General features: G+C 70.6%; 26 protein-coding genes and 1 tRNA gene. 20 read left to right on the forward strand and 7 right to left on the reverse strand.

What is annotated here, in order from left to right:
• Nucleotides 1–243 precede the first annotated feature (243 nt).
• From ACZ6IM_RS00425 to ACZ6IM_RS00470, 10 genes are all read left to right on the forward strand, one after another.
• Nucleotides 244–513 (forward strand): DUF6284 family protein, encoded by a 270-nt coding sequence (locus ACZ6IM_RS00425; RefSeq protein WP_469553479.1) that lies wholly within the window; start codon nt 244–246, stop codon nt 511–513.
• Nucleotides 510–956: a Pycsar system effector family protein gene (locus ACZ6IM_RS00430; RefSeq protein ID WP_469553481.1), complete on the forward strand. Its 447-nt coding sequence runs from the start codon at nt 510–512 to the stop codon at nt 954–956. The genes ACZ6IM_RS00425 and ACZ6IM_RS00430 overlap by 4 nt, the downstream gene beginning before the upstream one ends.
• A complete protein-coding gene (locus tag ACZ6IM_RS00435; protein WP_469553482.1) occupies nt 953–2,059 on the forward strand; it encodes a conjugal transfer protein in 1,107 nt (368 codons plus the stop codon). The genes ACZ6IM_RS00430 and ACZ6IM_RS00435 overlap by 4 nt, the downstream gene beginning before the upstream one ends.
• On the forward strand, nt 2,059–2,406 hold the full coding sequence (locus tag ACZ6IM_RS00440; protein ID WP_469553483.1) for an RRQRL motif-containing zinc-binding protein: 348 nt from the start codon (nt 2,059–2,061) through the stop codon (nt 2,404–2,406). The genes ACZ6IM_RS00435 and ACZ6IM_RS00440 overlap by 1 nt, the downstream gene beginning before the upstream one ends.
• A 2-nt stretch (nt 2,407–2,408) precedes the next feature.
• Nucleotides 2,409–2,726, forward strand: coding sequence for a hypothetical protein (locus ACZ6IM_RS00445; RefSeq protein WP_469553484.1), 318 nt, complete (start codon nt 2,409–2,411; stop codon nt 2,724–2,726).
• 2 nt (nt 2,727–2,728) lie between these two features.
• Nucleotides 2,729–2,902: a pRL2-8 gene (locus tag ACZ6IM_RS00450; RefSeq protein ID WP_469553486.1), complete on the forward strand. Its 174-nt coding sequence runs from the start codon at nt 2,729–2,731 to the stop codon at nt 2,900–2,902.
• Complete coding sequence (locus tag ACZ6IM_RS00455) at nt 2,893–3,099, forward strand: hypothetical protein (protein ID WP_469553488.1); 207 nt, start codon at nt 2,893–2,895, stop codon at nt 3,097–3,099. Before ACZ6IM_RS00450 ends, ACZ6IM_RS00455 begins: the two co-directional genes overlap by 10 nt.
• 106 nt (nt 3,100–3,205) lie before the next feature.
• Complete coding sequence (locus ACZ6IM_RS00460; protein ID WP_469553490.1) at nt 3,206–5,335, forward strand: FtsK/SpoIIIE domain-containing protein; 2,130 nt, start codon at nt 3,206–3,208, stop codon at nt 5,333–5,335.
• A gap of 203 nt (nt 5,336–5,538) precedes the next feature.
• Entirely contained in the window at nt 5,539–6,006 is a 468-nt protein-coding gene (locus tag ACZ6IM_RS00465; RefSeq protein WP_469553493.1) for a hypothetical protein, read from the forward strand.
• A gap of 46 nt (nt 6,007–6,052) precedes the next feature.
• Nucleotides 6,053–6,670 (forward strand): XF1762 family protein, encoded by a 618-nt coding sequence (locus ACZ6IM_RS00470; protein WP_469553495.1) that lies wholly within the window; start codon nt 6,053–6,055, stop codon nt 6,668–6,670.
• 6 nt (nt 6,671–6,676) lie between these two features.
• On the opposite strand, the gene ACZ6IM_RS00475 is transcribed toward ACZ6IM_RS00470, so the two are convergent.
• Nucleotides 6,677–7,693, reverse strand: coding sequence for an SRA domain-containing endonuclease (locus ACZ6IM_RS00475; RefSeq protein ID WP_469553498.1), 1,017 nt, complete (start codon nt 7,691–7,693; stop codon nt 6,677–6,679).
• Nucleotides 7,694–7,834: 141 nt separating this feature from the next.
• On the opposite strand from ACZ6IM_RS00475, the gene ACZ6IM_RS00480 reads away from it, so the two are divergent.
• From ACZ6IM_RS00480 to ACZ6IM_RS00500, 5 genes are all read left to right on the forward strand, one after another.
• Nucleotides 7,835–8,680 (forward strand): bifunctional DNA primase/polymerase, encoded by an 846-nt coding sequence (locus ACZ6IM_RS00480; protein ID WP_469553501.1) that lies wholly within the window; start codon nt 7,835–7,837, stop codon nt 8,678–8,680.
• 2 nt (nt 8,681–8,682) lie between these two features.
• Nucleotides 8,683–10,161: an ATP-binding protein gene (locus tag ACZ6IM_RS00485; protein WP_469553504.1), complete on the forward strand. Its 1,479-nt coding sequence runs from the start codon at nt 8,683–8,685 to the stop codon at nt 10,159–10,161.
• Between the two features lie 468 nt (nt 10,162–10,629).
• Nucleotides 10,630–10,863 (forward strand): helix-turn-helix domain-containing protein, encoded by a 234-nt coding sequence (locus ACZ6IM_RS00490; RefSeq protein WP_469553505.1) that lies wholly within the window; start codon nt 10,630–10,632, stop codon nt 10,861–10,863.
• 77 nt (nt 10,864–10,940) lie between these two features.
• On the forward strand, nt 10,941–12,209 hold the full coding sequence (locus ACZ6IM_RS00495; RefSeq protein WP_469553506.1) for a tyrosine-type recombinase/integrase: 1,269 nt from the start codon (nt 10,941–10,943) through the stop codon (nt 12,207–12,209).
• Nucleotides 12,210–12,373: 164 nt separating this feature from the next.
• A complete protein-coding gene (locus ACZ6IM_RS00500) occupies nt 12,374–13,228 on the forward strand; it encodes a DUF6551 family protein (RefSeq protein ID WP_469553509.1) in 855 nt (284 codons plus the stop codon).
• A 118-nt stretch (nt 13,229–13,346) separates the two neighbouring features.
• On the opposite strand, the gene ACZ6IM_RS00505 is transcribed toward ACZ6IM_RS00500, so the two are convergent.
• Nucleotides 13,347–13,418: transfer RNA gene (locus ACZ6IM_RS00505), tRNA-Cys, on the reverse strand.
• Nucleotides 13,419–13,603: 185 nt separating this feature from the next.
• Between ACZ6IM_RS00505 and ACZ6IM_RS00510 the strand changes: the two genes are divergently transcribed.
• From ACZ6IM_RS00510 to ACZ6IM_RS00525, 4 genes are all read left to right on the forward strand, one after another.
• Nucleotides 13,604–15,070 (forward strand): MFS transporter, encoded by a 1,467-nt coding sequence (locus ACZ6IM_RS00510; protein WP_469553511.1) that lies wholly within the window; start codon nt 13,604–13,606, stop codon nt 15,068–15,070.
• A gap of 144 nt (nt 15,071–15,214) precedes the next feature.
• On the forward strand, nt 15,215–17,011 hold the full coding sequence (locus tag ACZ6IM_RS00515) for a DEAD/DEAH box helicase (RefSeq protein ID WP_052841714.1): 1,797 nt from the start codon (nt 15,215–15,217) through the stop codon (nt 17,009–17,011).
• Between the two features lie 305 nt (nt 17,012–17,316).
• A complete protein-coding gene (locus tag ACZ6IM_RS00520; RefSeq protein ID WP_052841776.1) occupies nt 17,317–17,976 on the forward strand; it encodes an IclR family transcriptional regulator in 660 nt (219 codons plus the stop codon).
• A gap of 58 nt (nt 17,977–18,034) precedes the next feature.
• Nucleotides 18,035–18,814, forward strand: coding sequence for a S16 family serine protease (locus ACZ6IM_RS00525; RefSeq protein WP_052841713.1), 780 nt, complete (start codon nt 18,035–18,037; stop codon nt 18,812–18,814).
• 15 nt (nt 18,815–18,829) lie between these two features.
• Here the strand turns inward: ACZ6IM_RS00525 and ACZ6IM_RS00530 are convergent, their stop codons facing one another.
• The 5 genes from ACZ6IM_RS00530 to ACZ6IM_RS00550 are packed head-to-tail and all read right to left on the reverse strand — an operon-like array spanning nt 18,830 to nt 23,096.
• Nucleotides 18,830–19,807 (reverse strand): glycine betaine ABC transporter substrate-binding protein, encoded by a 978-nt coding sequence (locus ACZ6IM_RS00530; RefSeq protein WP_469553514.1) that lies wholly within the window; start codon nt 19,805–19,807, stop codon nt 18,830–18,832.
• The gene (locus ACZ6IM_RS00535) at nt 19,804–20,676 is read right to left on the reverse strand and encodes an ABC transporter permease (RefSeq protein ID WP_052841712.1); all 873 of its coding nucleotides are present in this window, start codon (nt 20,674–20,676) and stop codon (nt 19,804–19,806) included. The genes ACZ6IM_RS00530 and ACZ6IM_RS00535 overlap by 4 nt, the downstream gene beginning before the upstream one ends.
• A complete protein-coding gene (locus ACZ6IM_RS00540) occupies nt 20,673–21,935 on the reverse strand; it encodes a betaine/proline/choline family ABC transporter ATP-binding protein (RefSeq protein ID WP_052841711.1) in 1,263 nt (420 codons plus the stop codon). Before ACZ6IM_RS00540 ends, ACZ6IM_RS00535 begins: the two co-directional genes overlap by 4 nt.
• Nucleotides 21,928–22,575, reverse strand: a complete 648-nt coding sequence (locus ACZ6IM_RS00545) for an ABC transporter permease (protein ID WP_052841710.1) — start codon at nt 22,573–22,575, stop codon at nt 21,928–21,930. Before ACZ6IM_RS00545 ends, ACZ6IM_RS00540 begins: the two co-directional genes overlap by 8 nt.
• Before the next feature lie 29 nt (nt 22,576–22,604).
• Entirely contained in the window at nt 22,605–23,096 is a 492-nt protein-coding gene (locus ACZ6IM_RS00550; RefSeq protein WP_102930146.1) for an Lrp/AsnC family transcriptional regulator, read from the reverse strand.
• 125 nt (nt 23,097–23,221) lie between these two features.
• Here ACZ6IM_RS00550 and hppD point away from each other — a divergent pair, with 125 nt between their 5' ends.
• The gene (gene hppD / locus ACZ6IM_RS00555) at nt 23,222–24,367 is read left to right on the forward strand and encodes a 4-hydroxyphenylpyruvate dioxygenase (RefSeq protein WP_052841708.1); all 1,146 of its coding nucleotides are present in this window, start codon (nt 23,222–23,224) and stop codon (nt 24,365–24,367) included.
• Nucleotides 24,368–24,372 lie beyond the last annotated feature (5 nt).

A 24,372-nucleotide genomic window follows, 5' to 3' on the forward strand; every position in this document is an offset into this window, starting at 1 on the left:
CCGCCCCGTCGGGCGGTGACTGGCATTGCGTGATCTGACATCCGCAGAACCTTCGCGCGGCATCTGCCGCGCCGCGATTCTCAGCCTTCCGCCGTGCTGGTCGCGGCGGCCGGTTGCCTCCGCTGCTCGTCTCGTACGAGCAGCGCTGAGGGGAGCCGGAACCGACTCCAACGGCAAGCGGCTCCCGGGGTGCCACCCGGGAGCCGCGTTCGGGCCGTTCCTCGCTGGAAGGAACCACGACCCATGGACCACATCGTCACTGTTCAGGACGCTGTTACCGCGTTCGCCGACTTCATGGAGCCGACGAACGCGGAGCTGGACGCGATCGAGCAGGAGATGCCCGTCATCCTGGCGGACGTCGACCTGCTGGACGCGCACATCGTCACGCTGGACCGCACGCCGACCGAGCTGGACGCCCGCCGCATCCGCCGGGCCCGCCGCCGCGCCCTCGCCGCCCGCGTTGCCCTGCTCAACTCCACCGCCGGTGCGAGCCTTCCCGGGGGTGCCGCATGAGTGTCACCGACCGGAACCTGACCGCCGCGCACGCCGAGGTGAAGGCGGAGATCGCGCGGACGGACACGAAGACGGCGCTGCTGCTGGCGTTCGTTGGCGCGGTGCTCGCTGGCACGTGGTCGGTCGCCCGCGATCTGCCGCTGACCGTGCCGGCCATCGTCGCGGGAGCTCTCGGGCTGGCGCTGCTGGTCGGTGCGGCCGGTCTGCTGCTGCGGTCGGTGCGCCCGAACCTGGGCGGCCGGCACGGCTTCCCCCTGTGGGCCACCCTGACCGCTGAACAGATCGGCGCCGCCGTCACCTCCGATCTGGCCGCCGATATCGCCGGGCTGTCCCGGCTTGCGGTCGCCAAGTTCACCTGCCTGCGCCGCGCGGTCGACCTCACCATGGCCGGCGGCGCCCTGTTCATCGTCGCTGCCCTGCTCACCGCCGGGGGTGCCCGATGACCGGCGCGAAGCTGACCCGCGTACAGATCGGCGTGTTGGCCGCCGCGTTCGTGCCGATGCTGGCCACGGGCGTGTTCGGCGGGATTGGCACGTACAGCAACATCGGTCACGCCTACGGCAAGGGCACCGCGCTCGGGGCGCTCGCCGCGGGTGAGGGCGCCACGGCCGTGCTCGCCCTGGTCCTGCTCGGGCTGACCATGCTGGGCCAGTCCTCCCCGCGCATCGTCCGGCTCGGGCTGTGGGCGTTGCCGGCCGCCGCCGCCGTGATGGGGGCGATGGCCGCACCTGATCCGGGTCGCACCGTGATCTACGCGCTGACCCCGATGGGCATGTCCGTCTCGGCTGAGGGCATGGCGTTCCTGGCCCGGCGGATCGTGGTGCACACCGACGGCCGGGACGCGGAGAACGAACGCCGCACCGCTGACCTGGTGCAGGCGCTGGCCTACCACCGGGTCCGCGCCACCCAGCACCCCAGCGACCGGGTCAAGAAGTGGTCCGAGCGGAAGTCGTGGCGCCTGGCCCGCAAGGTCGGGGTCGGGGACGTGGCGCTCGGATCGAGGCTGCTGGACGTGCAGCGCATCCGCGTCACCGCCGGCGCGGACGCCGCCCTTGCCTCGATGTTCGGCGGTCTCGCCCTCGATCCCGCACCGATCGCTAATGCGGAGGAATCTGCCCAGACCGATATGAAACGGTCTATGGCTGACCTGCCGGAATCGACGTCGGACCCGGTGGTGACGCTGACCCGACTGACCGTGCCCGATCCAGTCGCGGTCGACCTGGGCAAGTCGACTCCTCTGCTCAAGCCGCTCCCGCCGGTCGACGCCGCTCCGGTCGCCTCGATCGAGCCGCGCGCGGTGCCGGCGGAGTCGACCCGGCCGCGCCGCGCCACCGGCCGCGTGCCGGACGCGGCCAAGCCGACCCGACCGAAGCGCACCCCGGAACAGTTGCTCTCCGAAGCACGCACGGTGACGGCCGATTGGCCGGACGCGAAGGTGACCGCCGAGGGCATCCGCCGGGAGGTGCGCACGTCGCCGGCGAACGCGCGGATGCTGCGGGACGCGATCCTCGCCGAGCGGGCCGCTACGGCGGCTGAGGCCTCGTGATGGGGGCGCTGCCGGTGTTCCGGTGGCGCCTGGCCCCGGACGGCTACGCCACCCGCCGCCAACTGAGGGCGCGCGGCTTGCGGCCCGGCGGTCAGGAGGTGGCCGCGCAGCTCGAACGGCCGCGCCGCCGCCGGGAACCGCTGGTCGCCTACCTCTACCGCGTCGACCTGGCCAAGCCCGTCCGGCCGATGACCCCGGGCCGGTGGACGGCCCTGGCCAAGGCCAACGCTGCCCGCCGTATCTGCCCGCAGTGCCGGACGGATGCGGGCTACGTCATCCCCGCCTCGCTCGGGACCTGCGTGCCCTGCGCCTATCCCAACCCCTGCGACTCTCCGAGGAGCGTCTGACCATGCGCAACGCCGACATACGCCGCCTGGCCCGCGCGATCCAGGCGACCGAGAAGAAGTTGGAAGCGGTCCGCCGGGGTGAGTGGTGGCCGCTGACCGGCAGCGAGCGCCGGGCCATGGCCCGTGCCCTGGCCGTCGGCGGCTACAAGGTCGCCCGTGGCCGTAGCGCGGGCCGTGAAGAGCGGCGCATGGACGTCACCGGCAACGCGGCCGAGCTGCGGCTGAACGCGGAACTGACCGCCCTGCACGCCGAACGGCAGCGCCTCACGACCGAGGCCGCTCGAACGAAGGCGGCCAAGAAGTCGTCGGGGTGGTGGTGACCATGGCCAAGCCGCTGGAGACACCGCCCGGCCAGTGCCCGCAGTGCTGGCAGCACGCCCACGACCGGCGCATCCACCGCACGCTCAAGCCGCGCGAGGACTGCCCGCAGTGCGTTGACCACATGGTCAACGGCTGCCCCTACCTCGTGCCCGAGAAGTCGAAGGGATGGTGGTGACCATGCCGCGCACCGGCAAGGCACCCGTCCTGATCTCGCACTTCCACTGCCCGGACTGCGGTCCGCTCGTGTTCGGCGTGACCCGGGCCGTCTGCGATCAGGTGATCCCCGCCCCGGTCGTCGGCGACGGGCCCGAGCGCAAGTGCCCGGCCTGCAAGGCCGCACGTCGCGGCCACAAGGCCAGCCACCGCCGCTGACCCCCGCACGTTGCTCGCCCGGGGTGGCCGCCTCTTTCCACGGACACGGCCACCCCGGCTCTCCCTCACTCCCGCCCCGCTGGGGGCAGTCAGGAGAACTTCCAGCATGTCTGAGAACGTCGTCCACCTCCACAAGCCCACCGACCCCCCGACCCCGGACACCGCCCCGACCGTGCTCACCGTGGTCCCGGACGCGCCGCCGGCCCGTCCGGTGCCGCTGTGGGTCCGCTCCGGACGCGCCATCAAGACCGGCGTGACGCACGAGACGACGCGGGCCACCGTTCGGGCGGCGGCCCGGCACGGCCTCTACACCTTCAACGGGGGCCGGATCGTGGCCCGCCGGGCGTGGGACGGCCGTACCGGCTCGCGCTACGAGCGGATGATCCGGGCGGCGGAAGCCGCGGGGAACCTGGAAGCGGCCGAGGAGTGGGAGGAGCGGTTGCAGCGCTTCCGCGCCGCCCGCCACCACCGCCGCATGGACCTGCTCCACTCCCCGGTCGACGCGGCCAAGGGCGTGGCCGTCGGCGCCGGCATGAGCATCGGCGTCCTGATCGCCCTCGGGATCGTGATGGCCATCAACACCGGCCAGGCCGGGGACGCCATCACGCCGCTCGCGGCGACGGTCGACTTCATCGCCCTGCTCATCCGCATCGTGCAGATCGTGTGGGGCCCGGCGCTCACCATCGGCCCGTTCCTCGCCCTGCTGGCCCTGTGGTCGGTCGGCCGCAAGCAGCACGCCGCCCCTGCCTGGGCACTCCCGGCCAACGTCCGCTCGGGTGAGGGTGAGCCGATCACCCCGTCCATCGTGGTCAAGGCCCTGCGCGACCTCGGGGTGCCCGCCCTTGCGCGGGCCATCAAGGAGATGGGCGACGCCGGCGCCTCCATGCTCGGACCGATCACCATCGCCGGATGCGGCGTCGAGGTCGACGTGACCCTTCCCTCTGGGGTGGCCACGAACGAGGTCCAGAACAAGCGCCGCAAGCTCGCCGAGAACCTGACCCGGCACGAACACGAGGTGTTCATCACGATCCCGCAGGCGGCGCGGACGGTGCGGCTGTGGATCGCCGACTCGGGTGCGCTGGACGAGCCGATCGGCCCCTCTCCGCTGGTCACGGACGAGACGATGACCGCCGACTACAAGAAGGGCAAGGCCCCGTGGGGCCGGAACCTGCGCGGGGACGCCGCAGAGCTGAGCGTGTATCAGCGGCACCTGCTCATCACCGGCCGCTCCAACCAGGGCAAGACCGCCGCCCTGCGCTCGCTCGCCCTGTGGCTGTCGCTGGACCGCTCCGTGCAGTTCTGGATCGCCGACCTCAAGGGCGTGGGCGACTGGTCCATGTACGACGGGATCGCGGAGGTGCTGATCGAGGGCCCGTCCGACGATCACGTCGTCCAGGCCACCGAGATGGTCGAGGACGCGGTGGAGGAGATGAACCGGCGGATCGAGGTGCGCCGCACCGACCCGGCCGCGACGTTCCCGCCGCTCATCGTCCTGGTGGACGAAGCGCAGGTGGCGTTCATGTGCCCGGTCAAGGGCGACGACGGGCGCCCCTACGGCGGCGCCAAGGCCACCTCGAGGTACTTCATGGCCGTCCGCAAGATTCACAACCAGGGGCGTGCGGTCGACGTGCTGATGTGGCAGGGCACGCAGGACCCCACCGACCAGAACCTTCCCAAGCTGGTCCGCGAGGGCGCCCACACCCGCGCTTCCCTCGTCCTGGGCACCGAGACACAGTCCCGGATGGCACTGGGGGACAAGGCCGTGGACGACGGCGCCGCCCCGCACCTGCTGCGCCAAGGGCTGGACAAGGGCACTCTCGTCGTCGCGTCCGACGGCATCGAGATGCCGGCGGGCCAGTCTTCCATCACGGTCCGCACCCACTTCATCGACGACGAGCCAGCCGCCGAGATCGCCGACCGGGCCAAGGCCGTGCGCGACGGCGTCACCACCCTGCGCGTGGTCGACCAGACCGAGGAGCGCGACGCCCTCGCCGACGTCGCCGCCGTCATCGGCGACGCGCCGCGGCTGCGGACCAACGAGGTGTTGAAGCGGCTGCACGCCCTGGCCCCCAAGGTCTACGGCGACCAGTGGACCAACGACCGGCTCAAGAGCCTGCTGGAGGAGCACGGCGAGGAGCCGAAGAAGTCGCACGGCGTCATGGTCGTCCACCGCGATCACCTCCTGCGGGCCCTCGCCAACCGCGACGAGACGGGTTCCGCTTCCGCCGCCGAGTAGCGGGGAGGCACGGCCGTCCGGCCCGGGGAGGCGGGGAGAACTCCCCAACCCCCTCCCCGGGCCGCCTCCCTCATGCTGATCAGCCAAAACACCGTTTCGGGGAGGCGGGGAGGCCCGCAGGTCAGACCCTCGAAACCCCCTCCACACGGCACCCCCAAGGGGGTGCCCCTGCCTCCCCCACCAAGCACCGGAAGGGATTCCGTATGTACCCCGACCACACCCCACACGTGCCCGCGCAGCGGGCCTTGGAGGTCCACCAGCCCACCCCGTACCCGCCTGCCGCCGTGGCACCGGCGCCGATCGTCGCGGTGCAGCCGGGCACGGTTCCGGCGGTGGCGAGCATCGTCCTGCCGGACGGGCGCGTCGTCACCGGCTACGCCATCAACCCCGCCCAGCCCGAACCGCTTGCGTCCAAGCCGGCCGTCTCGCGAACGGCGGTGAACGTCGCCCTCGGGGGCGTCGGGTTCCTCGCGGTGTGCGGCGGGCTGCTCCTGCTCACCTCGTTCATCGCCGCGCTCACCGCGTTCATCACCCAACTGATCACCCTGGCCGCCGTGATCTTCGGCGGCTGGATCGCCGTGCAGATCCTCGGCACGCGCGGCCGCCAGGGCGGCGGGACCACGGTGAACATCCGCAAGGCCGTGTTCAAACGCAACCACTTCCGCGGGTAGCGGCGTGGGTGCCCCGCCCGGCGCGCAGCGGTTACAGATCCTCCCGATGAGGTGGAAGGCCGCGTGCGCCTACGTCGCACAGACCCACCGTCATCACGACGCCCCGCAGGGGCATCAGTTCTCCCTCGGCGTCCACACCGATGGCGGGCGTCTCGTAGGGGTCGCCATCGTGGGACGTCCCGTCAGTCGCCACTTCGACAACGGCCTGACCATCGAGGTCACCCGGGTGGCCACAGACGGCACGCCGAACGCGTGCTCCGCCCTGTACGCAGCTGCGTGGCGGACCGCCCGCAGTGCAGGCTATCGACGCGCCATCACCTACACCCAAGACGGTGAAAGCGGTGCGAGCCTGCGTGCCGCGGGCTGGCGCAAGGTCGTTGACCTGCCCGCCCGCCCAGGCTGGAACGCTCCCAGCCGCCCCCGCCGCACCCTCGGCACGGAACACGTAGCCCGAGCTCTGTGGGAGATCACCACCCACAACGCACCGCCACTGCCCAACCTCAGTGACGAAACGCGTGACGAAACCGCCGCCCCGCGGGGCCGGCGCAAGAGATGCCCGGAATGCAGAACCCCGATCACGCCACCACCCACGGGCCGGCCCCGGCGGTACTGCTCACCGGCATGCCGCCAACGTGCCTACCGCCGGCGCACGGCCAGCCGCTAGTCACGTCTAGATGGGCCAACCAGCGAAACCGTCGTCAGTCTGGTAGACCAGCGCAACGTCTTCTTCGGCAAGCAGGTCCTGCACGTCTGCGGTGGGTTCCTTGGGCAGCAGCACCGCGACGCGCAGGCCCTCCTTGTTGGGGATGTGCCGGCGGTAGTCGGCCAGTTGCCCGATCGCCATGCGTACGTTGGCGCGGGTCGTCTGGCCCTTTGCCTCGTACAGCACGTGATCCGTCGCGTCGTACAGGTCGGGGGTGAGCGCGCCGGGCTCGCCCTTGATGGTGATCTGGAAGCTGTGGGTCTCGTGGCCAGCCGTGGACAGGTGGGCCACGAACGCGGTGACCAGTTCGCCCTCGCGGCGCAGGACCTTGCGCTGCCCGGCGGGAATGTCCGCGATCGTTTCGGCGGTGCCGTGCTGCTCGGTCTTCTTAGCCTTGGCTCCGCTCTGCTGCGGCAATACGACGGGCGCAGGGGTACCCGCGGCCTGTCCCGGTTCGGTGATCTCCACGTCCGTCTTGAGCGCATCCGGCAGGCGATCTTCCTCAGTCCATGCCGGCGTCGTCCCCGGGGCCGGCCGGAAACGGAACACCAGCACATTCCGCATGACCTTGTCCTTGCCCGGTGCGCGCCGCACCTCGTAGGGCTTGACCAGGTCGACCACCATCTGGCCGACGTAGCGCTGCTGCTTCGCGCCGCTGCCGGGCACCTTGCCGTTCTCGACGAACAGGTGGATCTCACGGTTCTTCTCGGCCGCGGTCAGCAGTGACCCGTTGCGGTCGGACGGCTTCTGATCTCCCTTGGTGCCGGCGCCGGTGTACAGGTACAGCGGCCCGTACTCGTCGTCTTCGGCGCGGCCATCGAAGGTGTAGCCGTACTCCTCACCCGCGGACGGGTCGGAGTACACGAACACCTTGCCCGCATCGTCGGCCGGCTCGATGCCCTGGTACTTCCCACACCCGTAGGCCGCGGCAATGGCCTCACGCGTCGTCACCATGCCCGGCACAAGATCAACGGTCGTCGTCATGCCGCGACCTTAACTACGCCCACTGACAACCTGCCGCCCCATTTACCGGGGCACAGCACAGGGCGGCCCCCACCTTCCGCCAAGAACGCGGGGCCGCCCTTGCCAACCAGAACCCATCAAAGGAACTGGAGATACCCCAGCATGACGCAACCCACGCCCTATCCGCAGCACACGGCGCTGAGTCTCGCGGCGTCCGGCGTGCCGGTGCTGCCCCTGCGCCGGGGAAAGGTCCCGTTCGGCAACTGCACGGCGTGTGCGGACAACGCGTGCGGCGGCCGGCCGAACATGAAGACCCCGGGCCCGTGCCGGTGCCCTGGCGTTTGCCACGCCTGGGCCGCCGCCACCACCGACCCGGCCGTCATCGTCTCGCCTCTGTGGGCGGCGGCGTGGCGGCGGGCGGTGTGCGTCGGCTACCACCCCGGCGGCGCCGGCCTGACCGTGGTCGACCTGGACGACGCGGACGCCATCGCATGGGCCCGTACCGCCCTGCCTCCCACGCGGACCGTGCCGACGACGCGTGGCGAGCACTGGATCTACCGGGGCGCCATGCGCTCCGTGAACGGCGTCCGCCCCGGCGTGGACATCAAGTCGACCATGGCCTACGCCCGCTACCTCGGCCCCGGAACCGGCACCATGGCCGACCTGCTGGACACCGTCCGTGGCCTTGCGTTGAAGGAGCCGCCCACGGTCCGCTCAGCGGCCGTCGGCGTGCCCGCGGGGGCTGAGGGCGGGGAGTGCCCGCACCGTACGCCCGCCTATCTGGGCCGTGGCATCGCCATGGCGGAGCAGCGCATCAGCGAAGCGTCCAGCGAGGTGCACGCGACCGTGTACCGGACGTTCCTGGCCGTGCTGTCCACGCACGGCCGGTGCGGCTGCCTCACCGACACCCACGTCGCCCGCCTGTTCACCGCAGCGCAGGCCAAGGGCGAGACAGCCCGGCACTGCACGGACGCGTGGACCAACGCCCGCACCACGTTGGGACTGTGACCATGGCCGACGACGACAAGAACCCCGCCCGCCAGATCATCACCGACTACGCGCAGGCGAACTTCCGGTACTTCCGCACCGCCGACGGCACCGTGTACGCGCAGAAGAACGGCCACCCCGTGGCCCGTCCGATCCGCTCCCAGGGCACCACGGGCAGCCACCGGCAGGAACTCATGGTCGGACTGTTCAAGGACGGCATCGGCGTGTTCAACGGCACCGCCATGAAGGAGGCACTCGACCTGATCGAAGCGTTGGCGCTGACCGAGGACGTGCAGCCCGTGCACATCCGCGTCGCCCCCGGATACGACGGGGCCACGTGGCTGGACCTGGGACGGGCCGACGGGCAGTCCGTGCGCATCCACCCCACCGGATGGGACATCCGCACCCCCGACCCGCGGGAAGTCTGCTGGCGTCGCACCCAGCTCACGGGGGAGCTGCCATTGCCGGTCAAGGACACCGACGGCAAGGGCATCGACCTGCTGATGCGGCTGTGCAACTTCGCCACAGCTGAAACGGAGTGCCTGGCCATCGCCTGGCTCATCGGCTGCCTGGGTCCGAACGTCCCCGTGCCCGCGCCGTTCCTTACCGGACCGCAGGGCGCGGGCAAGTCCACCGGTGGGCGGATGCTCGTGCGGATCATCGAGGGCATGACCGGGGACCTGCGCCGGGCCCCGAAGGACGAGGAGAACCTGATCACAGCGGTGGCGGCCGGCTGGGTCACCGCCCTGGACAACCTCTCCCACATGACCCCGGAACTGTCCGACGCGATGTGCTGCATCGTCACCGGGGCCGAGAACGTCAAGCGCGCCCTGTTCACCGACGGGGACGTCTTCCGCATCGGCTACCGCCGCCCCCTGCTCCTGACCGGCATCGACGTCGGCATCATCCGGCCCGACCTCGCCGAACGACTCCTGCCGCTCCGCCTCGAACGCCCCCGCGTCCGGCGCACCGAGGCGGAACTGTGGTCCGACTTCGCCCAGGTGCTGCCCGTCATCCTCGGCTCGCTCCTGGACCTGACCGTGCAGGTGCGTGCGGCGCAGGCGGACATCCCGACCGACCTGCGCATGGCCGACTTCGCGCACCTGTGCGCGCAGCTCGACACGGCCACCGGTCTGGGAGCTCTCGCCGCCTACCGGGCCAGCCTGGACGACCTCAACGACGACGTCATCGAGGGCGACCTCTTGGCGCAGACCGTGCTCAAGCACGCCGCCACCGTTGAGCCGGGCATCGAGCAGCGAATGACGTCTGCAGAGTGGCTGCACTGCCTCACCGGCCTCTACGGGGGCGAGGACTTCCGTCCCCTGCCTAAAGGGTGGCCGACCACCGGCAAGGTGCTCTCAGACCGCCTCAAGCGCCTTCAGCCCACCCTCGCGGCCCGAGGCGTCCTCATTGACTGGGGACGCACCAACACATCCCGGTACATCGAGATCGCGCGGCCGGCCACCGCGCCGCCTCCGTCCGAGCAGGAAGCGGCCTTCTGACCGCGCGGCACCACGACCGCCCGCACAAGCAAGAGGAGCACCCGGCCCCGGCGTGCTCCTCTTGCTGTTCGGCGGCGGCGCCGCCCTGCGAAGGTCGCGCCGCGAAGCGGCTCCTTCTTCGCGCTTGAGCCGCGCACCACAACAAACACCACCCCCTCTTTGTCCGAAGTAGAGAGACGCTGCGTCACCTACGTCACCGGCACCCGGAAAACGGCGGCTGACCTGCCGGAAGAGGGGTGACGCAGACCGCCGATTCCTGCGTCACCTCGCGTCACCTGCGTCACCCGATGACGAAGGCCCGCGTCACCGGTGACGCACCCCCACCATGCTGCGTCACCGCAAAGCGGCAGGTCAGCGCCGCGAATGACGCAGATGACGCAGGTGACGCAGAAGTCTGCACCTCGGACAGAGACGAACTCCCGCTACAGACACCGCCGCCCCCGACGGAGAGTCCCAAAGGAGCTTCCCATGAGCGTCGCCACCGTGGGCATCGTCCCGCTCGCCGAGGCCGGCGACCCGGCCCCCGTTCTCCTGACCGTCGAAGAGGCCGCCCGCTGCCTCCGCATCGGCCGAACCACCTGCTATGCCCTCATCCGCACCGGAGAACTCGAGTCCCTGACCATCGGCGGACTCCGACGCGTACCTGCCGACGCCCCGGCCGCCTACCTCGCCCGCCGCCGCGCCGAGCGGCGCGCCGCCTGATCACCGCAAACCGGGACGCCACCCCACTGGGTGGCGTCCCGGCCGTTTCATCCACCCCAACCCGAAGGAGTCCGCCCGTGGCGGAAGACAAGAAGCGCACCCGGCAGCCCAACGGCCGCTCCTCCATCTACCTAGGCAAAGACGGCAAGTGGCACGGCCGCGTCACCGTCGGGATACGCGACGACGGCAAGCCTGACAGGCGCCATGTCGAGCGGAAGACCCGAGCCGAGGTGACGGCCGCCGTCCGTGAGCTGGAGCGGCAGCGCGACGCCAAGACGGTGCGCAAACCCGGCAAGGCGTGGACGGTCAAGGCGTGGCTCACGCACTGGGTCGAGAACGTGGCACCCCTCGTGGTCAACGACAACACGATGGTCGGCTACGGCGTCGCCGTGCGGAAGCACCTCATTCCCGGATTGGGCGCCCACCGGCTCGACAGGCTCAAGCCTGAGCATATAGAGGCGCTGTACGCCAAGATGCAGGCCAACGGCAGTAAGCCCGCGACCGCCCACCAGGTGCACCGCACCTTTCGCGTCGCCCTCAACGAGGCCGTGCGGCGCGGGCATCTCGGAAAGAACCCGGTCCAGTTGGCCAAGGCGCCGAAGACGGGGGAGTACGAGGTGGAGCCCTACACCGTCGAAGAGGTGCAGCGTCTACTCAAGACCGCCAACCAGCACCGCAACTCCGCGCGCTGGGCGGTCGCCCTCGCCCTCGGACTGCGCCAAGGGGAAGTGCTTGCGCTGAAGTGGGAGGACGTTGACCTTGACGGTGGATTCCTCGTGGTCCGTCGTAGCCGTCACCGGCCGCAGTACGCGCACGGATGCACGGCGGCGCGGCCCTGCGGGCGCAGGGCCGCTGGGTATTGCCCGCGGCGACGACGCACCAACCCGGAGATGGCCACGACCAAGTCGCGCGCCGGCCGCCGTGCGGTCGGACTTCCCGAACAACTCGTTGACCTACTTCGCGCCCACGTCAAGGGGCAGGAAACGGAGAAACAGGCGGCCGGGGAGCGCTGGGAAGAGAACGGCTTAGTCTTCCCCGACGAGCACGGGCGTAGCCCGTCCCACCGTCGGGACTGGTTCGAGTGGAAGGCACTCCTGGCAGAGGCGAAGGTGAGGGACGGGCGCCTACACGACGCGCGCCACACCGCCGCGACGGTTCTGCTCATCCTCGGAGTCCCCGAGCGGGCCGTCATGGGCCTCATGGGGTGGTCGACCACTGCCATGGCCGCCCGCTATCAGCACATGGTGGACGCCGTACGGACGGACATCGCGAGGCAGGTGGACGGTCTGATCTGGCAGTCCGACGCGCTTCGGTCGACGGACGACGGCGGTGAGGGCTTGCCCTGACAAGTGAAATCCGCGTCTAGATAGGGGAGTTGCCCGATACTCTGATCCTCAGTCGCCGTCTCCCGCATTCGGGAGCTGACGTGTGTCGCCGTCGCCCCCACTGGGGCGCTGACACAAAAAGTCGCCGTCGCCCCCACTGGGGCGCTGACATAGAAGGAGAAGCCTTGCCCAGCAAGGACTACAGCTACGACATCCCGGACCACCCGATCGAGTACAAGAAGGTGGACCCGAGAACCATCAAGTTCGACCCTCGCGCGCAGCGCAACCTCAACAAGGCCCGTGCTCGGACCATCGCTGAGAAGTTGGTTCCCACCGCTCTTGGGACGCCGATCATTTCGGCGCGTGAGGACGGGCTGTACGCGGTGGACGGGATGCATCGCGTCTATGCCTGCCAGCTCATTTTGGCTGGCGAGGTCTCGGTTGCGAAGCAGGTCCGCGAGGCTGTTCGGACTATCACCTGTGAGGTCCACTCCGACCTCTCGATGGCCAATGAAGCCTCGCTGTTCATCATCAAGAACAAGGAGTCCTCGAAGGTCGGCCCGAACGATGAGTTCAGGATCGGTTTGTTGGCAGGGCACCCGCTCTTCCAGGACACCAACGACGTCTTGGACAAGCACCGGCTCAAGGTTGGCAGCAGCTCTGTCAACGGCGTGCGCGGCATCAAGGGAATCCTCAGCATCGTCGTGGACCACGGTCCCGAGATCCTGGACCAGTCGCTCACCATCGCCGAGGGCGCCTGGGGGCGTACCCCCGACACCTGGCACGCCGTCACCATCGGAGGCATCGCCACGGTGATCTCCAAGCACCCTGAGGTGAAGCGCACGGAGCTGGCGGACAAGCTCAAGCGTCAGGGTGACCCCACCTCCTTCAAGGCCAAGATTCAGACCATCGCCACCAACAACAACACCCGCGCCGATGGCACCAAGGGCCGTCTTAAGGCCGCTCACCTGGCTGTTGCCTCCGCGTGGAACGCTAAACGCCGTGTCAACCGCATCCCGCTCCCGAACATCTTCGAGTAGGGCAACGTGTACTCCTCGCTCGTCTCCGTCAATTGAGACGGGAACTGAGACGGAAGACCAGTAGGGCGGTACCCCATGTGGGGTACCGCCCTTTCGTTGTGCCTGGTCAGGCAGTCAGAGGCCGTGACGGGATTCGAACCCGTGTAACTCGCTTTGCAGGCGAGCCCCTCAACCACTCGGGCACACGGCCATGTCTTCGACTTCGTGACTCGACGGTAGGCGGAGCGGCGGGAGGGGCTCAAGGAATCCGGCGAGGCCGCAACACGACTGCCATACGCCGTTCATGAAGCGGGGGAGGTCGTACGACCAAGGTCCCGGTCCCGGCCCGCCTCTCGACAGGGGCCAAGGCGGGTCGTGGCCCTTACCCTGGCGACCATGACCGTCCCTGAGCCCCGCGACACCGATGTCGCGGCCCCCGCCGAGCCCTCCGTCGCCACCGCCACCGCCACCGCCACCGTCCCCGCCGAGACCGTGCTGAGCCGCGCCTACCGGGCGCTGAGCATCGGCATCGTCTCCGTCATCGTGCTGATCGCCTTCGAGGCGACGGCGGTCGGCACGGCGATGCCGGTGGCGGCGCGGGAGCTGGACGGGGTGTCGCTGTACGCGTTCGCGTTCTCGGGGTACTTCACGACCAGCCTGTTCGGGATGGTGCTCTCCGGTCAGTGGTCGGACCGGCGCGGGCCGCTGGCGCCGTTGACGACCGGCATCGCCGCCTTCGCGGCCGGGCTCGTGCTGTCCGGCACGGCCGGTGCGATGTGGCTGTTCATCCTCGGGCGGGCCGTGCAGGGGCTCGGCGGCGGGCTGGTCATCGTCGCGCTGTACGTCGTCGTGGGGCGGGCCTACCCGGAGCGGCTGCGGCCCGCGATCATGGCGGCGTTCGCGGCGGGCTGGGTGGTCCCCTCCGTCGTCGGCCCGCTGGCCTCCGGCGCGGTGACCGAGCACCTCGGCTGGCGGTGGGTGTTCCTCGGCATCCCGGTCCTGGTCGTCGTCCCGCTCGCCCTCGCGCTGCCGCAGATACGCAGCCGCGCGTCCGGCGCCGTCGGGGGAGGGGAGGCGCCGGCCTCCTTCGACCGCCGCCGGATCCGCCTCGCCCTGGCCATCTCGCTGGGCGCGGGCCTGCTCCAGTACGCCGCCCAGGACCTGCGCCCGCTGTCCCTGCTGCCCGGCGCGGTGGGCGTGGCGCTGCTCGTCCCGGCCGTCCTCGGACTGCTGCCGCGCGGCACCTACCGGGCGGTGCGCGGCCTGCCCTCCGTGGTCCTGCTGCGCGGGGTCGCCGCGGGGTCCTTCATCGCCGCCGAGTCCTTCGTCCCGCTGATGCTGGTCACGCAGCGGGGGCTCAGCCCGACCATGGCCGGACTCTCCCTGGCGGCGGGCGGCGCGACCTGGGCCGCCGGGTCCTGGCTCCAGTCCCGGCCACGCCTGGAGCCGCACCGGGAGCGTCTGATGGCCCTCGGCATGCTCCTGGTCGCGGCGGCCATCAGCACGGCGCCCAGCGTCCTGATCGAGGCCGTTCCCGCCTGGACGGTGGCCGTCGCCTGGGCCTTCGGCTGCTTCGGCATGGGCCTGGTGATCTCCTCCACCAGCGTGCTCCTGCTCAAGCTCTCCGCCCCCGAGGAGGCCGGCAGCAACTCCGCCGCCCTCCAGATCTCCGACGGCCTCTCCAACGTCGTCCTGCTGTCGGTCGGCGGCGCCGCCTTCGCGGCCCTCGGCGGCGGCACGGTCAGCCACGCGGCCACCGAGGCCTCCGGCTCCCACCCGGCGGCCTTCGCGGCGGTGTTCCTGCCCATGGCGGCGGTGGCGCTGGTGGGGGCGTGGGTGGCGACGCGGGTGCGGGAGCGGTGAGTGCCGTGCGGCGGGCGGGGCGGTTGTGACGTCCGTCCCACCCGGGGGTGACCCGCCCCCGGGCGCGCGGGGATCCCGGCGGGCCGCCGGTAGGGTGGCCCGGTTGTCATACGTGGCCGAGCCGCTCTACCCCCTTCGGAGACCGTGACTACCACCGCCAGCTCCAGCACCTCGCACCACCTGTCCCCGGCCTTCCCCGGCCGTGCCCCCTGGGGCACCGCCGGCAAGCTGCGGGCCTGGCAGCAGGGGGCGATGGAGAAGTACCTCCAGGACCAGCCCCGGGACTTCCTGGCCGTCGCCACCCCCGGTGCCGGAAAGACGACCTTCGCGCTGACGCTGGCGTCCTGGCTGCTGCACCACCACGTCGTGCAGCAGGTGACCGTCGTCGCGCCGACCGAGCACCTGAAGAAGCAGTGGGCCGAGGCCGCGGCGCGGATAGGGATCAAGCTGGACCCCGAGTACAGCGCGGGCCCGCTCAGCCGCGAGTACCAGGGCATCGCCATCACCTACGCGGGCGTCGGCGTACGCCCCATGCTGCACCGCAACCGCGTCGAGCAGCGCAAGACCCTCGTCATTCTCGACGAGATCCACCACGCCGGTGACTCCAAGTCCTGGGGCGAGGCCTGCCTGGAGGCCTTCGAGCCGGCCACCCGCCGCCTCGCGCTCACCGGCACGCCCTTCCGCTCGGACACCAACCCGATCCCCTTCGTGGCGTACGAGGAGGGCAACGACGGCATCCGCCGCTCCGCCGCCGACTACACCTACGGCTACGGCTCCGCCCTCGCCGACGGCGTCGTGCGCCCCGTCATCTTCATGAGCTACAGCGGCAACATGCGCTGGCGCACCAAGGCCGGCGACGAGATCGCCGCCCGGCTCGGCGAACCGATGACCAAGGACGCCGTCAGCCAGGCCTGGCGCACCGCGCTCGACCCGCGCGGCGAGTGGATGCCGGCCGTGCTGCGCGCCGCCGACCGGCGGCTCACCGAGGTCAGGAAGGCCATCCCGGACGCCGGGGCGCTCGTCATCGCCGCCGACCAGGACGCCGCCCGCGCCTACGCCAAGCTGATCCGGGAGATCACCGGCGACAAGGCCACCGTCGTGCTGTCCGACGACGCGGGCGCCTCGAAGAACATCGACACCTTCAGCCAGAGCACCGACCGCTGGATGGTCGCCGTCCGCATGGTGTCCGAGGGCGTCGACGTCCCCCGCCTCGCGGTCGGCGTCTACGCCACCACCATCTCCACCCCCCTCTTCTTCGCCCAGGCCGTCGGCCGCTTCGTACGGTCCCGCCGCCGAGGGGAGACCGCCTCCGTCTTCCTCCCCACCGTGCCGGACCTGCTCACCTTCGCCAACGAGATGGAGCGCGAGCGCGACCACGTCCTCGACAAGCCCAAGAAGGAGGGCGAGGAGGACCCCTACGCCGAGTCCGAGAAGGAGATGGACGAGGCGAACCGGGAGCAGGACGAGGACACCGGAGAGCAGGAGCAGTTCGCCTTCGAGGCGCTGGAGTCCGAGGCCACCTTCGACCGGGTCATGTACAACGGCGCCGAGTTCGGCATGCAGGCCCACCCGGGCAGCGAGGAGGAGCAGGACTACCTCGGCATCCCGGGCCTGCTGGAGCCCGACCAGGTGCAGTTGCTGCTCCAGAAGCGGCAGGCCCGGCAGATCGCGCACAGCCGCAAGAAGCCGGACGAGGAGGCCGATCTGCTCGAACTGCCCGCCGAGCGGCGCCCGGTGGTCTCCCACAAGGAGCTGATGGAGCTGCGCAAGCAGCTCAACACCATGGTCGGCGCCTACGTCCACCAGAGCGGCAAACCGCACGGCGTGATCCACACCGAACTGCGCCGCGTCTGCGGCGGCCCGCCCAGCGCCGAGGCGACCGGCGGACAGCTGCGCCAGCGCATCGCCAAGGTGCAGGAGTGGGCGACGCGGATGAAGTAGCGACACGGGGCGATACGGCACCGGAGGCGTGCGCAGTACGTACCGGGACAAACACCGGCAGTCGATAACGGTTGGCGCCCGGATTCTGGACTGAGCCTTCCGCTGAGCGGACCTGGTAGTTACTGTCCCGCTACGCACACGCCCCGTGGCAGCGCCGCCGCGGAGCGCAGCCGTGAAGCGACTGGGCCCGGGACAAGGCCGGGCCGTCAGCCGATCGGCGGCCTCTGAAGCGCGTCACTGACGGGACTCGGTGACGCATACGCCGCGAGGAGGGCCGCCGACCTCACCACTAAGGAGTGGGCGTCGTGACCGCGGAGACCTCTCAGACGCTCGACAGGGGCCTGCGGGTCCTCAAGCTGCTGGCCGATACGGACCACGGGCTGACCGTCACCGAGCTGTCCCACAAACTGGGCGTCAACCGGACCGTCGTGTACCGGTTGCTGGCCACGCTGGAGCAGCACGCACTCGTACGCCGCGACCTGGGCGGCCGCGCCCGCGTCGGCCTCGGCGTCCTGGGCCTCGGCCGCCAGGTGCACCCCCTGGTCCGCGAGGCCGCGATGCCGGCCCTGCGCGCGCTCGCCGAGGACATCGGGGCGACGGCCCACCTGACCCTCGTGGACGGCGCCGAAGCCCTGGCGGTGGCCGTCGTGGAGCCGACCTGGACGGACTACCACGTCGCCTACCGCGCGGGCTTCCGCCACCCCCTGGAACGGGGCGCCGCCGGCAAGGCCATCCTCGCCGCCCGCCGCCCGCCCCAGCCCCCCGGCGAGGACGCGGAGGCCCCCGGCTACACCCTCACCCACGGCGAGCTGGAGGCCGGCGCCTGCGGCGCGGCGGCCCCCCTGCTCGGCGTCACGGGAGTGGAGGGCAGCGTTGGCGTCGTCATGCTCGCCGACGTCGTCCCCGAACGAGTCGGCGAACGCGTGATGCACGCGGCCCGAGAGGTGGCGGAGGCGCTGCGCTGAGACGGGGTCGTGCCCGGGCGTCGGAGCCACGGGAAGCGCGCCACGTTAGATTGACCCCGTGCTCTCTCGTCTCACGCGTCCCCAGTTCCTCGCTGTCTGCGGTCTGCCCGTCGTGGCGCTGCTCGCGACCGCCGCGTTCGCGCCGTTGCCGTTCTCCGTGGCGCAGCCGGGGCTGACGGCCGATGTGCTGGGCGAGAACCAGGGGGCCGAGGTGATCACGATCAGCGGCGCGCCGACGCACGAGACCAGCGGGCAGCTGCGGATGACGACGATCGAGGCGACCGGGCCGGACGCGAGTGTCCGCCTCGGGGACGTGCTCGGCAGCTGGTTCGACACCGACCGGGCCGTGATGCCGCGCGACGCCGTCTACCCGAGCGGCGACGACGTGGGCGAGATCGAGCGGTACAACCAGGAGCAGATGAAGGAGTCGCAGGACTCCGCCACCACGGCCGCGCTCCGGTACCTCCGGCTGGACAAGGACGACGTCGACGTCGAACTCCGGCTGGAGGACGTCGGCGGGCCCAGCGCCGGGCTGCTGTTCTCGCTCGGCATCGTCGACAAGCTCGGCGCCGGCGACCTCACCGGCGGCAAGGTCGTCGCCGGGACGGGGACCATCACCGACGGCGGCGAGGTCGGCGCCGTCGGCGGGGTGCCGCTCAAGACGCAGGCCGCCCGGCGGGACGGGGCCACCGTGTTCCTCGTACCGAAGGCGGAGTGCTCGGACGCGCGGGCCGAGCTGCCGAAGGGGCTCCGGCTGATCCCGGTGACGACCCTCAAGGGCGCGGTCGACTCGCTCAAGGCGCTGGAGAGCGGGAAGGGCAGCGTCCCCGCCTGCTGAACACCGCGCACCGCACTACCCCTCCTTCACGAAGCCCTTCTCCTTCATCCAGTCCAGCGCCACCTGGTGCGGGTCCTCGCCGTCCACGTCGACCTTCGCGTTCAGGGTCCGGGCCACGTCGTTGGTCAGCGCTTCGGTGACCGGGTCCAGGACGGACGCGATCGCCGGCCACTTCTTCAGGGTCGCCGTGCGGACCATGGGGGCCGCGTTGTAGTTCGGGAAGAACTTCTTGTCGTCCTCCATCACCACCAGGTTCATGGACTTGATCCGCCCGTCGGTGGTGTACACCTCGCCGTAGGTGCAGGCGCCCTTCGCGGTCTGGGTGTAGATGATGCCGGTGTCCATCTGGGTGAGGTTCCCGGCGGGCAGCGACATGCCGTACGCCTTCTCCAGGCCCGGCAGGCCGTCCGCCCGGTTGGCGAACTCGCCCTCCACGCACAGCGTCACCGCGCCCGGGTCCGACTTCGACAGGGCGGTGACCTCAGAGAGAGTCCTGGTCTTGTACTTCTTGTAGTTGGCCTGGTTCATCGCCAGCGCGTACGTGTTGTTCAGGCGGGCCGGCTCCAGCCACGTCAGGCCCTTCTTCGCGTCGGCCTCCTTCACCGCCTTCCACTGCTGCTCCGGGTCGGGGATCGGCTTGCTGTTGCCCAGGTACGTGATCCAGGCGGTGCCCGTGTACTCGTACGTGGCGTCGGCGTCGCCGTTCTCGACCGCCGCGCGGGTGCCGACCGAGCCCTGGATACCGGTGCGGTCGAGCACCTGCGCGCCCGCCGCCTCGAAGGCGATGCCCATGATCGCGCCGAGGACCAGTTGCTCGGTGAACTCCTTAGAGGTGACCGTCAGATCGGCGCCCTCCAAGGGCTTCCCCTGCCCGATGGTGCCCGGCTCCACGTCGTCGACCATCGGGGAGCCGCTGGTCAGACCGCACCCGGCGGGCGCCGCCAGAAGGGCCGCGGCCAGCAGCGAGCACGCACGCCGTCTCAGCGGCCTCATGTGCCCACCTCCAGCCCCCGCGGCCGCAGCAGCAGTTCGGCCAGCGAGGCCAGCCAGTCCACCAGCAGGGCCAGGGCGACGGTGAGGACCGAGCCCAGCACCAGCACCGGCATCCGCTGGCTGGTGATGCCCGTGGTGATCAGCACGCCCAGGCCACCGCCGCCGCCGAAGGTCGCCAGCGTCGCCGTACCCACGTTCAGGACCAGGGCCGTGCGCACGCCGGCCAGGATGAGCGGGACGGCCAGGGGGAGTTCCACCCGGGTGAGCACGCCCAGCGGGGACATCCCGATGCCGCGGGCCGCCTCCAGGAGCGTCGGGTCGTTCGCCTTCAGGCCGGCGATGGTGTTGGACAGCACGGGCAGGACGGCGTAGACGATGATGCCGATCAGCGCGGCCCTGCGGCCGATGCCCAGCCAGATCACCAGCAGCGCCAGCAGACCGATCGCCGGGGTCGCCTGGCCCATGTTGGCGAACGCCATCGCGAACGGGGTGGCCTTCCGGAACGCCCCGCGGGTGAGCAGGATGCCCAGCGGGATGGCGATGATCAGCACGAAGAAGGTGGAGATCACCGTCAGCTGGACGTGCTGCCACAGCGCCTTGGTGACCTGGCCGTTGCCGAGGGCGTTCCGGCTGAGCGCGTCCAGGTCGGCCTGCCGGAACCACAGCCAGGTCGCCAGCAGCACGGCGATCAGCACGACGGGCAGGAAGGTCAGCTTGCGCCAGCCGACCCGGGAGCCCGCCGCCACCGGGGAGGGCGGCGGAGCCTGGCCCTCCTCCTCGTCCGCGCCCTCATCGCGGAAGGCGAGCCCCTTGACCTCGTGCTCGCCCGCGGGGCGGCGGCCGGGTGAGGGGCGCGAGGAGCCGCTCACGCGCGGCCTCCGACCTCGCCGAAGCCCTCCTGCTCGCTGTGCGTCTGCGTGGCCCGGGTCTCCTCCAGGTCGTGCTGGTGCTCCAGCGCGTCCAGCCGGTCGGCCTCCAGCAGTTCGTGCACGGAGTTCATCAGCGTCTCCATGTCGACGACGCCCTCGTACGCGCCGTGCCGCCCGGTGACCGCGACCCGCCCCGCGTTGTCCGTGAGCACCGCCTCCAGCGCGTCCCGCAGCGTCGCGTCCCGCGTCACCGTGTCGTGGACCAGCGTCCCGGCCCGCGCCAGCGAGCCCCTGGCCCGCATCAGGTCGCCGCGCCGCAGCCACTTGTAGGGGCGTCCGCGCCGGTCCAGGAGCAGGATCTCGTTGGTGCCCGACTCCCGCAGCCGGTCGAAGATGTCCTGGAGCGGGTCCTCCACGGTCACCGTCGGGTAGTCCGTGATGCCCACGTCCCGCACCCTGGTCAGGTTCAGGCGCTTGAGGGCGGCGCCCGCGCCCACGAAGCCGGAGACGAAGTCGTCCGCCGGGTTGGTGAGGATCGCCTCCGGGGTGTCGAACTGGGCGATGTGGGAGCGTTCGCGCAGCACGGCGATCCGGTCGCCCAGCTTGATCGCCTCGTCGAAGTCGTGGGTGACGAAGACGATCGTCTTGTGCAGTTCGTGCTGGAGGCGGATCAGCTCGTCCTGGAGGTGGTCCCGGGTGATCGGGTCGACGGCGCCGAACGGCTCGTCCATCAGCAGCACGGGCGGATCGGCCGCCAGCGCCCGCGCCACGCCCACCCGCTGCTGCTGGCCGCCGGAGAGCTGGCGGGGATAGCGGCCGTGGAACTCCCCGGCGTCCAGGCCGACCAGGTCCAGCATCTCCTCCACCCGCGAGCGGATGCGGGCCTTGGACCAGCCGATCATCTTCGGTACGAGCGCGATGTTCTGGGCGACGGTCATGTGCGGGAAGAGACCGGAGGACTGGATCGCGTAGCCGACCTTGCGGCGCAGTTTCACCGGGTCGATGTCGGTGACGTCCTCGCCGTTGATGCGGATGCGTCCGCCGCTGGGCTCGATCAGCCGGTTGATCATCTTCAGGGTGGTGGACTTCCCGCAGCCCGAGGGGCCCACGAAGATGACCGTCTCCCCGGCCTTGATCTCCATCGAGACGTTCTCGACGGCGGGCTGCGGGCTGCCCGGGTAGCGCTTGGTGAGGGAGTCCAGCTCGATGGTCGCCCCGGTGGTGCCGGTCGCCGACTCGCTGTGACCGTTCTCAGACACGGATCCCCCTCGGAATGGTCAGCCGTCCCAGCAGCACGTACGCCGCGTCGAACAGCAGGGCCAGGACGATGATCCCGAGCGTGCCGGCGAGGACCTGGTTGAGCGCGTTCTTGCTGCCCAGCGAGGCGATTCCGCGGAAGATCTCGTTGCCGAGGCCCGGCCCCGAGGCGTAGGCGGCGATCGCCGCGATGCCCATCAGCATCTGCGTGGAGACCCGGATGCCGGTCAGGATCGGCGGCCACGCCAGCGGCAGCTCCACCCGCAGCAGCCGCGCCGGTCGCGACATCCCGATGCCCGTGGCGGCGTCCACCAGCGCCGGGTCCACCCCGCGCAGGCCCACGATCGAGTTCCGCACGATCGGCAGCAGCCCGTACAGGGTCAGCGCGGTCACCGTCGGCGGCACGCCGAGGCCGACGATCGGGATGAGCAGACCGATCATGGCCAGCGACGGGATGGTGAGGATGGTCGATGTGGACAGAGTCGCCAGGTTTCCCGCCCAGTCGCTGCGGTAGGTGAGGACGCCGATCAGCACCCCGAGCAGGGTCGCCACGACCATGCACTGGAAGACCGCGCTGGCGTGCTGGTAGGCGTCGGCGAGCAGCTGCTGGTGGCGGCTGCTCAGGAAGTCCCAGAAGTTCACGTCCGCTCACCTCCGGGATCAGGCCCGCCTCAGTCGTGTCCGCCGCTGTCCGCGGCCGCCTGCTCCACCAGCGGGATGATCCGCAGCGGAACGGGGTTCTCCATGACGATCGCCGTGGCGGCCCGGACGATGCCATCAAAACCGACAACCCGGTCGATCACCCGCTGGAGATCGGCGTTCGACCGGGCCACGAGACGGCACAGCATGTCCCCGGTGCCGGTCGTGGTGTGAAGCTCCAGGACCTCCGGCACCGTCGCCAAGTGCGCCCGTACGTCGGCTCCTTGACCCTGCCGGATCTCCAGCGTGGCGAACGCCGTGACCGGGTAGCCGAGGGCCGCCGGGTCCACCTCGGGACCGAATCCGCGGATGACTCCGTTCGACTGAAGCCGGTCGAGCCGCGCCTGCGCGGTGCCGCGCGCCACCCCGAGCCGCCGGGACATCTCCAGCACCCCGATCCGCGGCTCCCGCGCCAGCAGACCGATGATCCGGCCGTCCAGCCGGTCTATTCCCGTACCCGCCATGCCCGCACCCTCCCGGCTGGTCATCCTGTACAGATCGCCTGCCCCGACCGGCGTATCACTGGTCAGGCTGCCCAGTGAAAACGCAAACTATTGCGCACCTTGCGGACACGGGAGAACCTGCGGCTATGACGCAGACCACACACCACACTCCCGACACCGCCCGGCAGGCCGATCCCTTCCCGGTCAAGGGAATGGACGCGGTCGTCTTCGCCGTGGGCAACGCCAAGCAGGCCGCGCACTACTACTCCACCGCCTTCGGCATGAAGCTGGTCGCGTACTCCGGACCGGAGAACGGCAGCCGGGAGACCGCGAGCTACGTCCTGGAGAGCGGCTCCGCCCGCTTCGTGTTCACCTCGGTGATCAAGCCGTCGACCGACTGGGGCACCTTCCTCGCCCAGCACGTCGCCGAGCACGGCGACGGCGTCGTCGACCTCGCCATCGAGGTCCCGGACGCCCGCGCCGCCCACGCCTACGCCGTCGAGCACGGCGCCCGCTCGCTCGCCGAGCCGCACGAGGTCAAGGACGAGCACGGCACCGTGGTCCTCGCCGCCATCGCCACCTACGGCGAGACCCGGCACACCCTCGTCGAGCGCACCGGCTACGACGGCCCCTACCTGCCCGGGTACGTCGCCGCCAAGCCGATGGTCGCCCCGCCCGAGCAGCGCGTCTTCCAGGCCGTGGACCACTGCGTCGGCAATGTCGAACTCGGCCGCATGAACGAGTGGGTCGGCTTCTACAACAAGGTCATGGGCTTCACGAACATGAAGGAGTTCGTGGGCGACGACATCGCCACCGAGTACAGCGCGCTGATGTCGAAGGTCGTGGCCGACGGCACCCTCAAGGTCAAGTTCCCGATCAACGAGCCCGCCGTCGCCAAGAAGAAGTCCCAGATCGACGAGTACCTGGAGTTCTACGGCGGCGCCGGCGTCCAGCACATCGCGCTGAACACCAACGACATCGTGGCGACCGTCCGCGCGATGAAGGCGGCCGGCGTCGAGTTCCTGGACACCCCCGACTCGTACTACGACACGCTCGGCGAGTGGGCCGGCGAGACCCGGGTGCCCGTCGACATCCTGCGCGAGCTGAAGATCCTGGTCGACCGCGACGAGGACGGCTACCTGCTGCAGATCTTCACCAAGCCGGTCCAGGACCGTCCGACCGTCTTCTTCGAGATGATCGAACGCCACGGCTCGATGGGCTTCGGCAAGGGCAACTTCAAGGCCCTCTTCGAGGCGATCGAGCGCGAGCAGGAGAAGCGCGGCAACCTCTGACCCGC

Source organism: Streptomyces sp. NPDC042336 (assembly GCF_055581985.1).

What these genes read in the sequence shown, in the direction of transcription:
- ACZ6IM_RS00425 (WP_469553479.1), top strand. Translation starts at nt 244, where the DNA reads ATGGACCACATCGTCACTGTTCAGGACGCTGTTACCGCGTTCGCCGAC.
- ACZ6IM_RS00430 (WP_469553481.1), top strand. Translation starts at nt 510, where the DNA reads ATGAGTGTCACCGACCGGAACCTGACCGCCGCGCACGCCGAGGTGAAG.
- ACZ6IM_RS00435 (WP_469553482.1), top strand. Translation starts at nt 953, where the DNA reads ATGACCGGCGCGAAGCTGACCCGCGTACAGATCGGCGTGTTGGCCGCC.
- ACZ6IM_RS00440 (WP_469553483.1), top strand. Translation starts at nt 2,059, where the DNA reads ATGGGGGCGCTGCCGGTGTTCCGGTGGCGCCTGGCCCCGGACGGCTAC.
- ACZ6IM_RS00445 (WP_469553484.1), top strand. Translation starts at nt 2,409, where the DNA reads ATGCGCAACGCCGACATACGCCGCCTGGCCCGCGCGATCCAGGCGACC.
- ACZ6IM_RS00450 (WP_469553486.1), top strand. Translation starts at nt 2,729, where the DNA reads ATGGCCAAGCCGCTGGAGACACCGCCCGGCCAGTGCCCGCAGTGCTGG.
- ACZ6IM_RS00455 (WP_469553488.1), top strand. Translation starts at nt 2,893, where the DNA reads ATGGTGGTGACCATGCCGCGCACCGGCAAGGCACCCGTCCTGATCTCG.
- ACZ6IM_RS00460 (WP_469553490.1), top strand. Translation starts at nt 3,206, where the DNA reads ATGTCTGAGAACGTCGTCCACCTCCACAAGCCCACCGACCCCCCGACC.
- ACZ6IM_RS00465 (WP_469553493.1), top strand. Translation starts at nt 5,539, where the DNA reads ATGTACCCCGACCACACCCCACACGTGCCCGCGCAGCGGGCCTTGGAG.
- ACZ6IM_RS00470 (WP_469553495.1), top strand. Translation starts at nt 6,053, where the DNA reads ATGAGGTGGAAGGCCGCGTGCGCCTACGTCGCACAGACCCACCGTCAT.
- ACZ6IM_RS00475 (WP_469553498.1), bottom strand. Translation starts at nt 7,693, where the DNA reads ATGACGACGACCGTTGATCTTGTGCCGGGCATGGTGACGACGCGTGAG.
- ACZ6IM_RS00480 (WP_469553501.1), top strand. Translation starts at nt 7,835, where the DNA reads ATGACGCAACCCACGCCCTATCCGCAGCACACGGCGCTGAGTCTCGCG.
- ACZ6IM_RS00485 (WP_469553504.1), top strand. Translation starts at nt 8,683, where the DNA reads ATGGCCGACGACGACAAGAACCCCGCCCGCCAGATCATCACCGACTAC.
- ACZ6IM_RS00490 (WP_469553505.1), top strand. Translation starts at nt 10,630, where the DNA reads ATGAGCGTCGCCACCGTGGGCATCGTCCCGCTCGCCGAGGCCGGCGAC.
- ACZ6IM_RS00510 (WP_469553511.1), top strand. Translation starts at nt 13,604, where the DNA reads ATGACCGTCCCTGAGCCCCGCGACACCGATGTCGCGGCCCCCGCCGAG.
- ACZ6IM_RS00530 (WP_469553514.1), bottom strand. Translation starts at nt 19,807, where the DNA reads ATGAGGCCGCTGAGACGGCGTGCGTGCTCGCTGCTGGCCGCGGCCCTT.
- ACZ6IM_RS00550 (WP_102930146.1), bottom strand. Translation starts at nt 23,096, where the DNA reads ATGGCGGGTACGGGAATAGACCGGCTGGACGGCCGGATCATCGGTCTG.
- hppD (WP_052841708.1), top strand. Translation starts at nt 23,222, where the DNA reads ATGACGCAGACCACACACCACACTCCCGACACCGCCCGGCAGGCCGAT.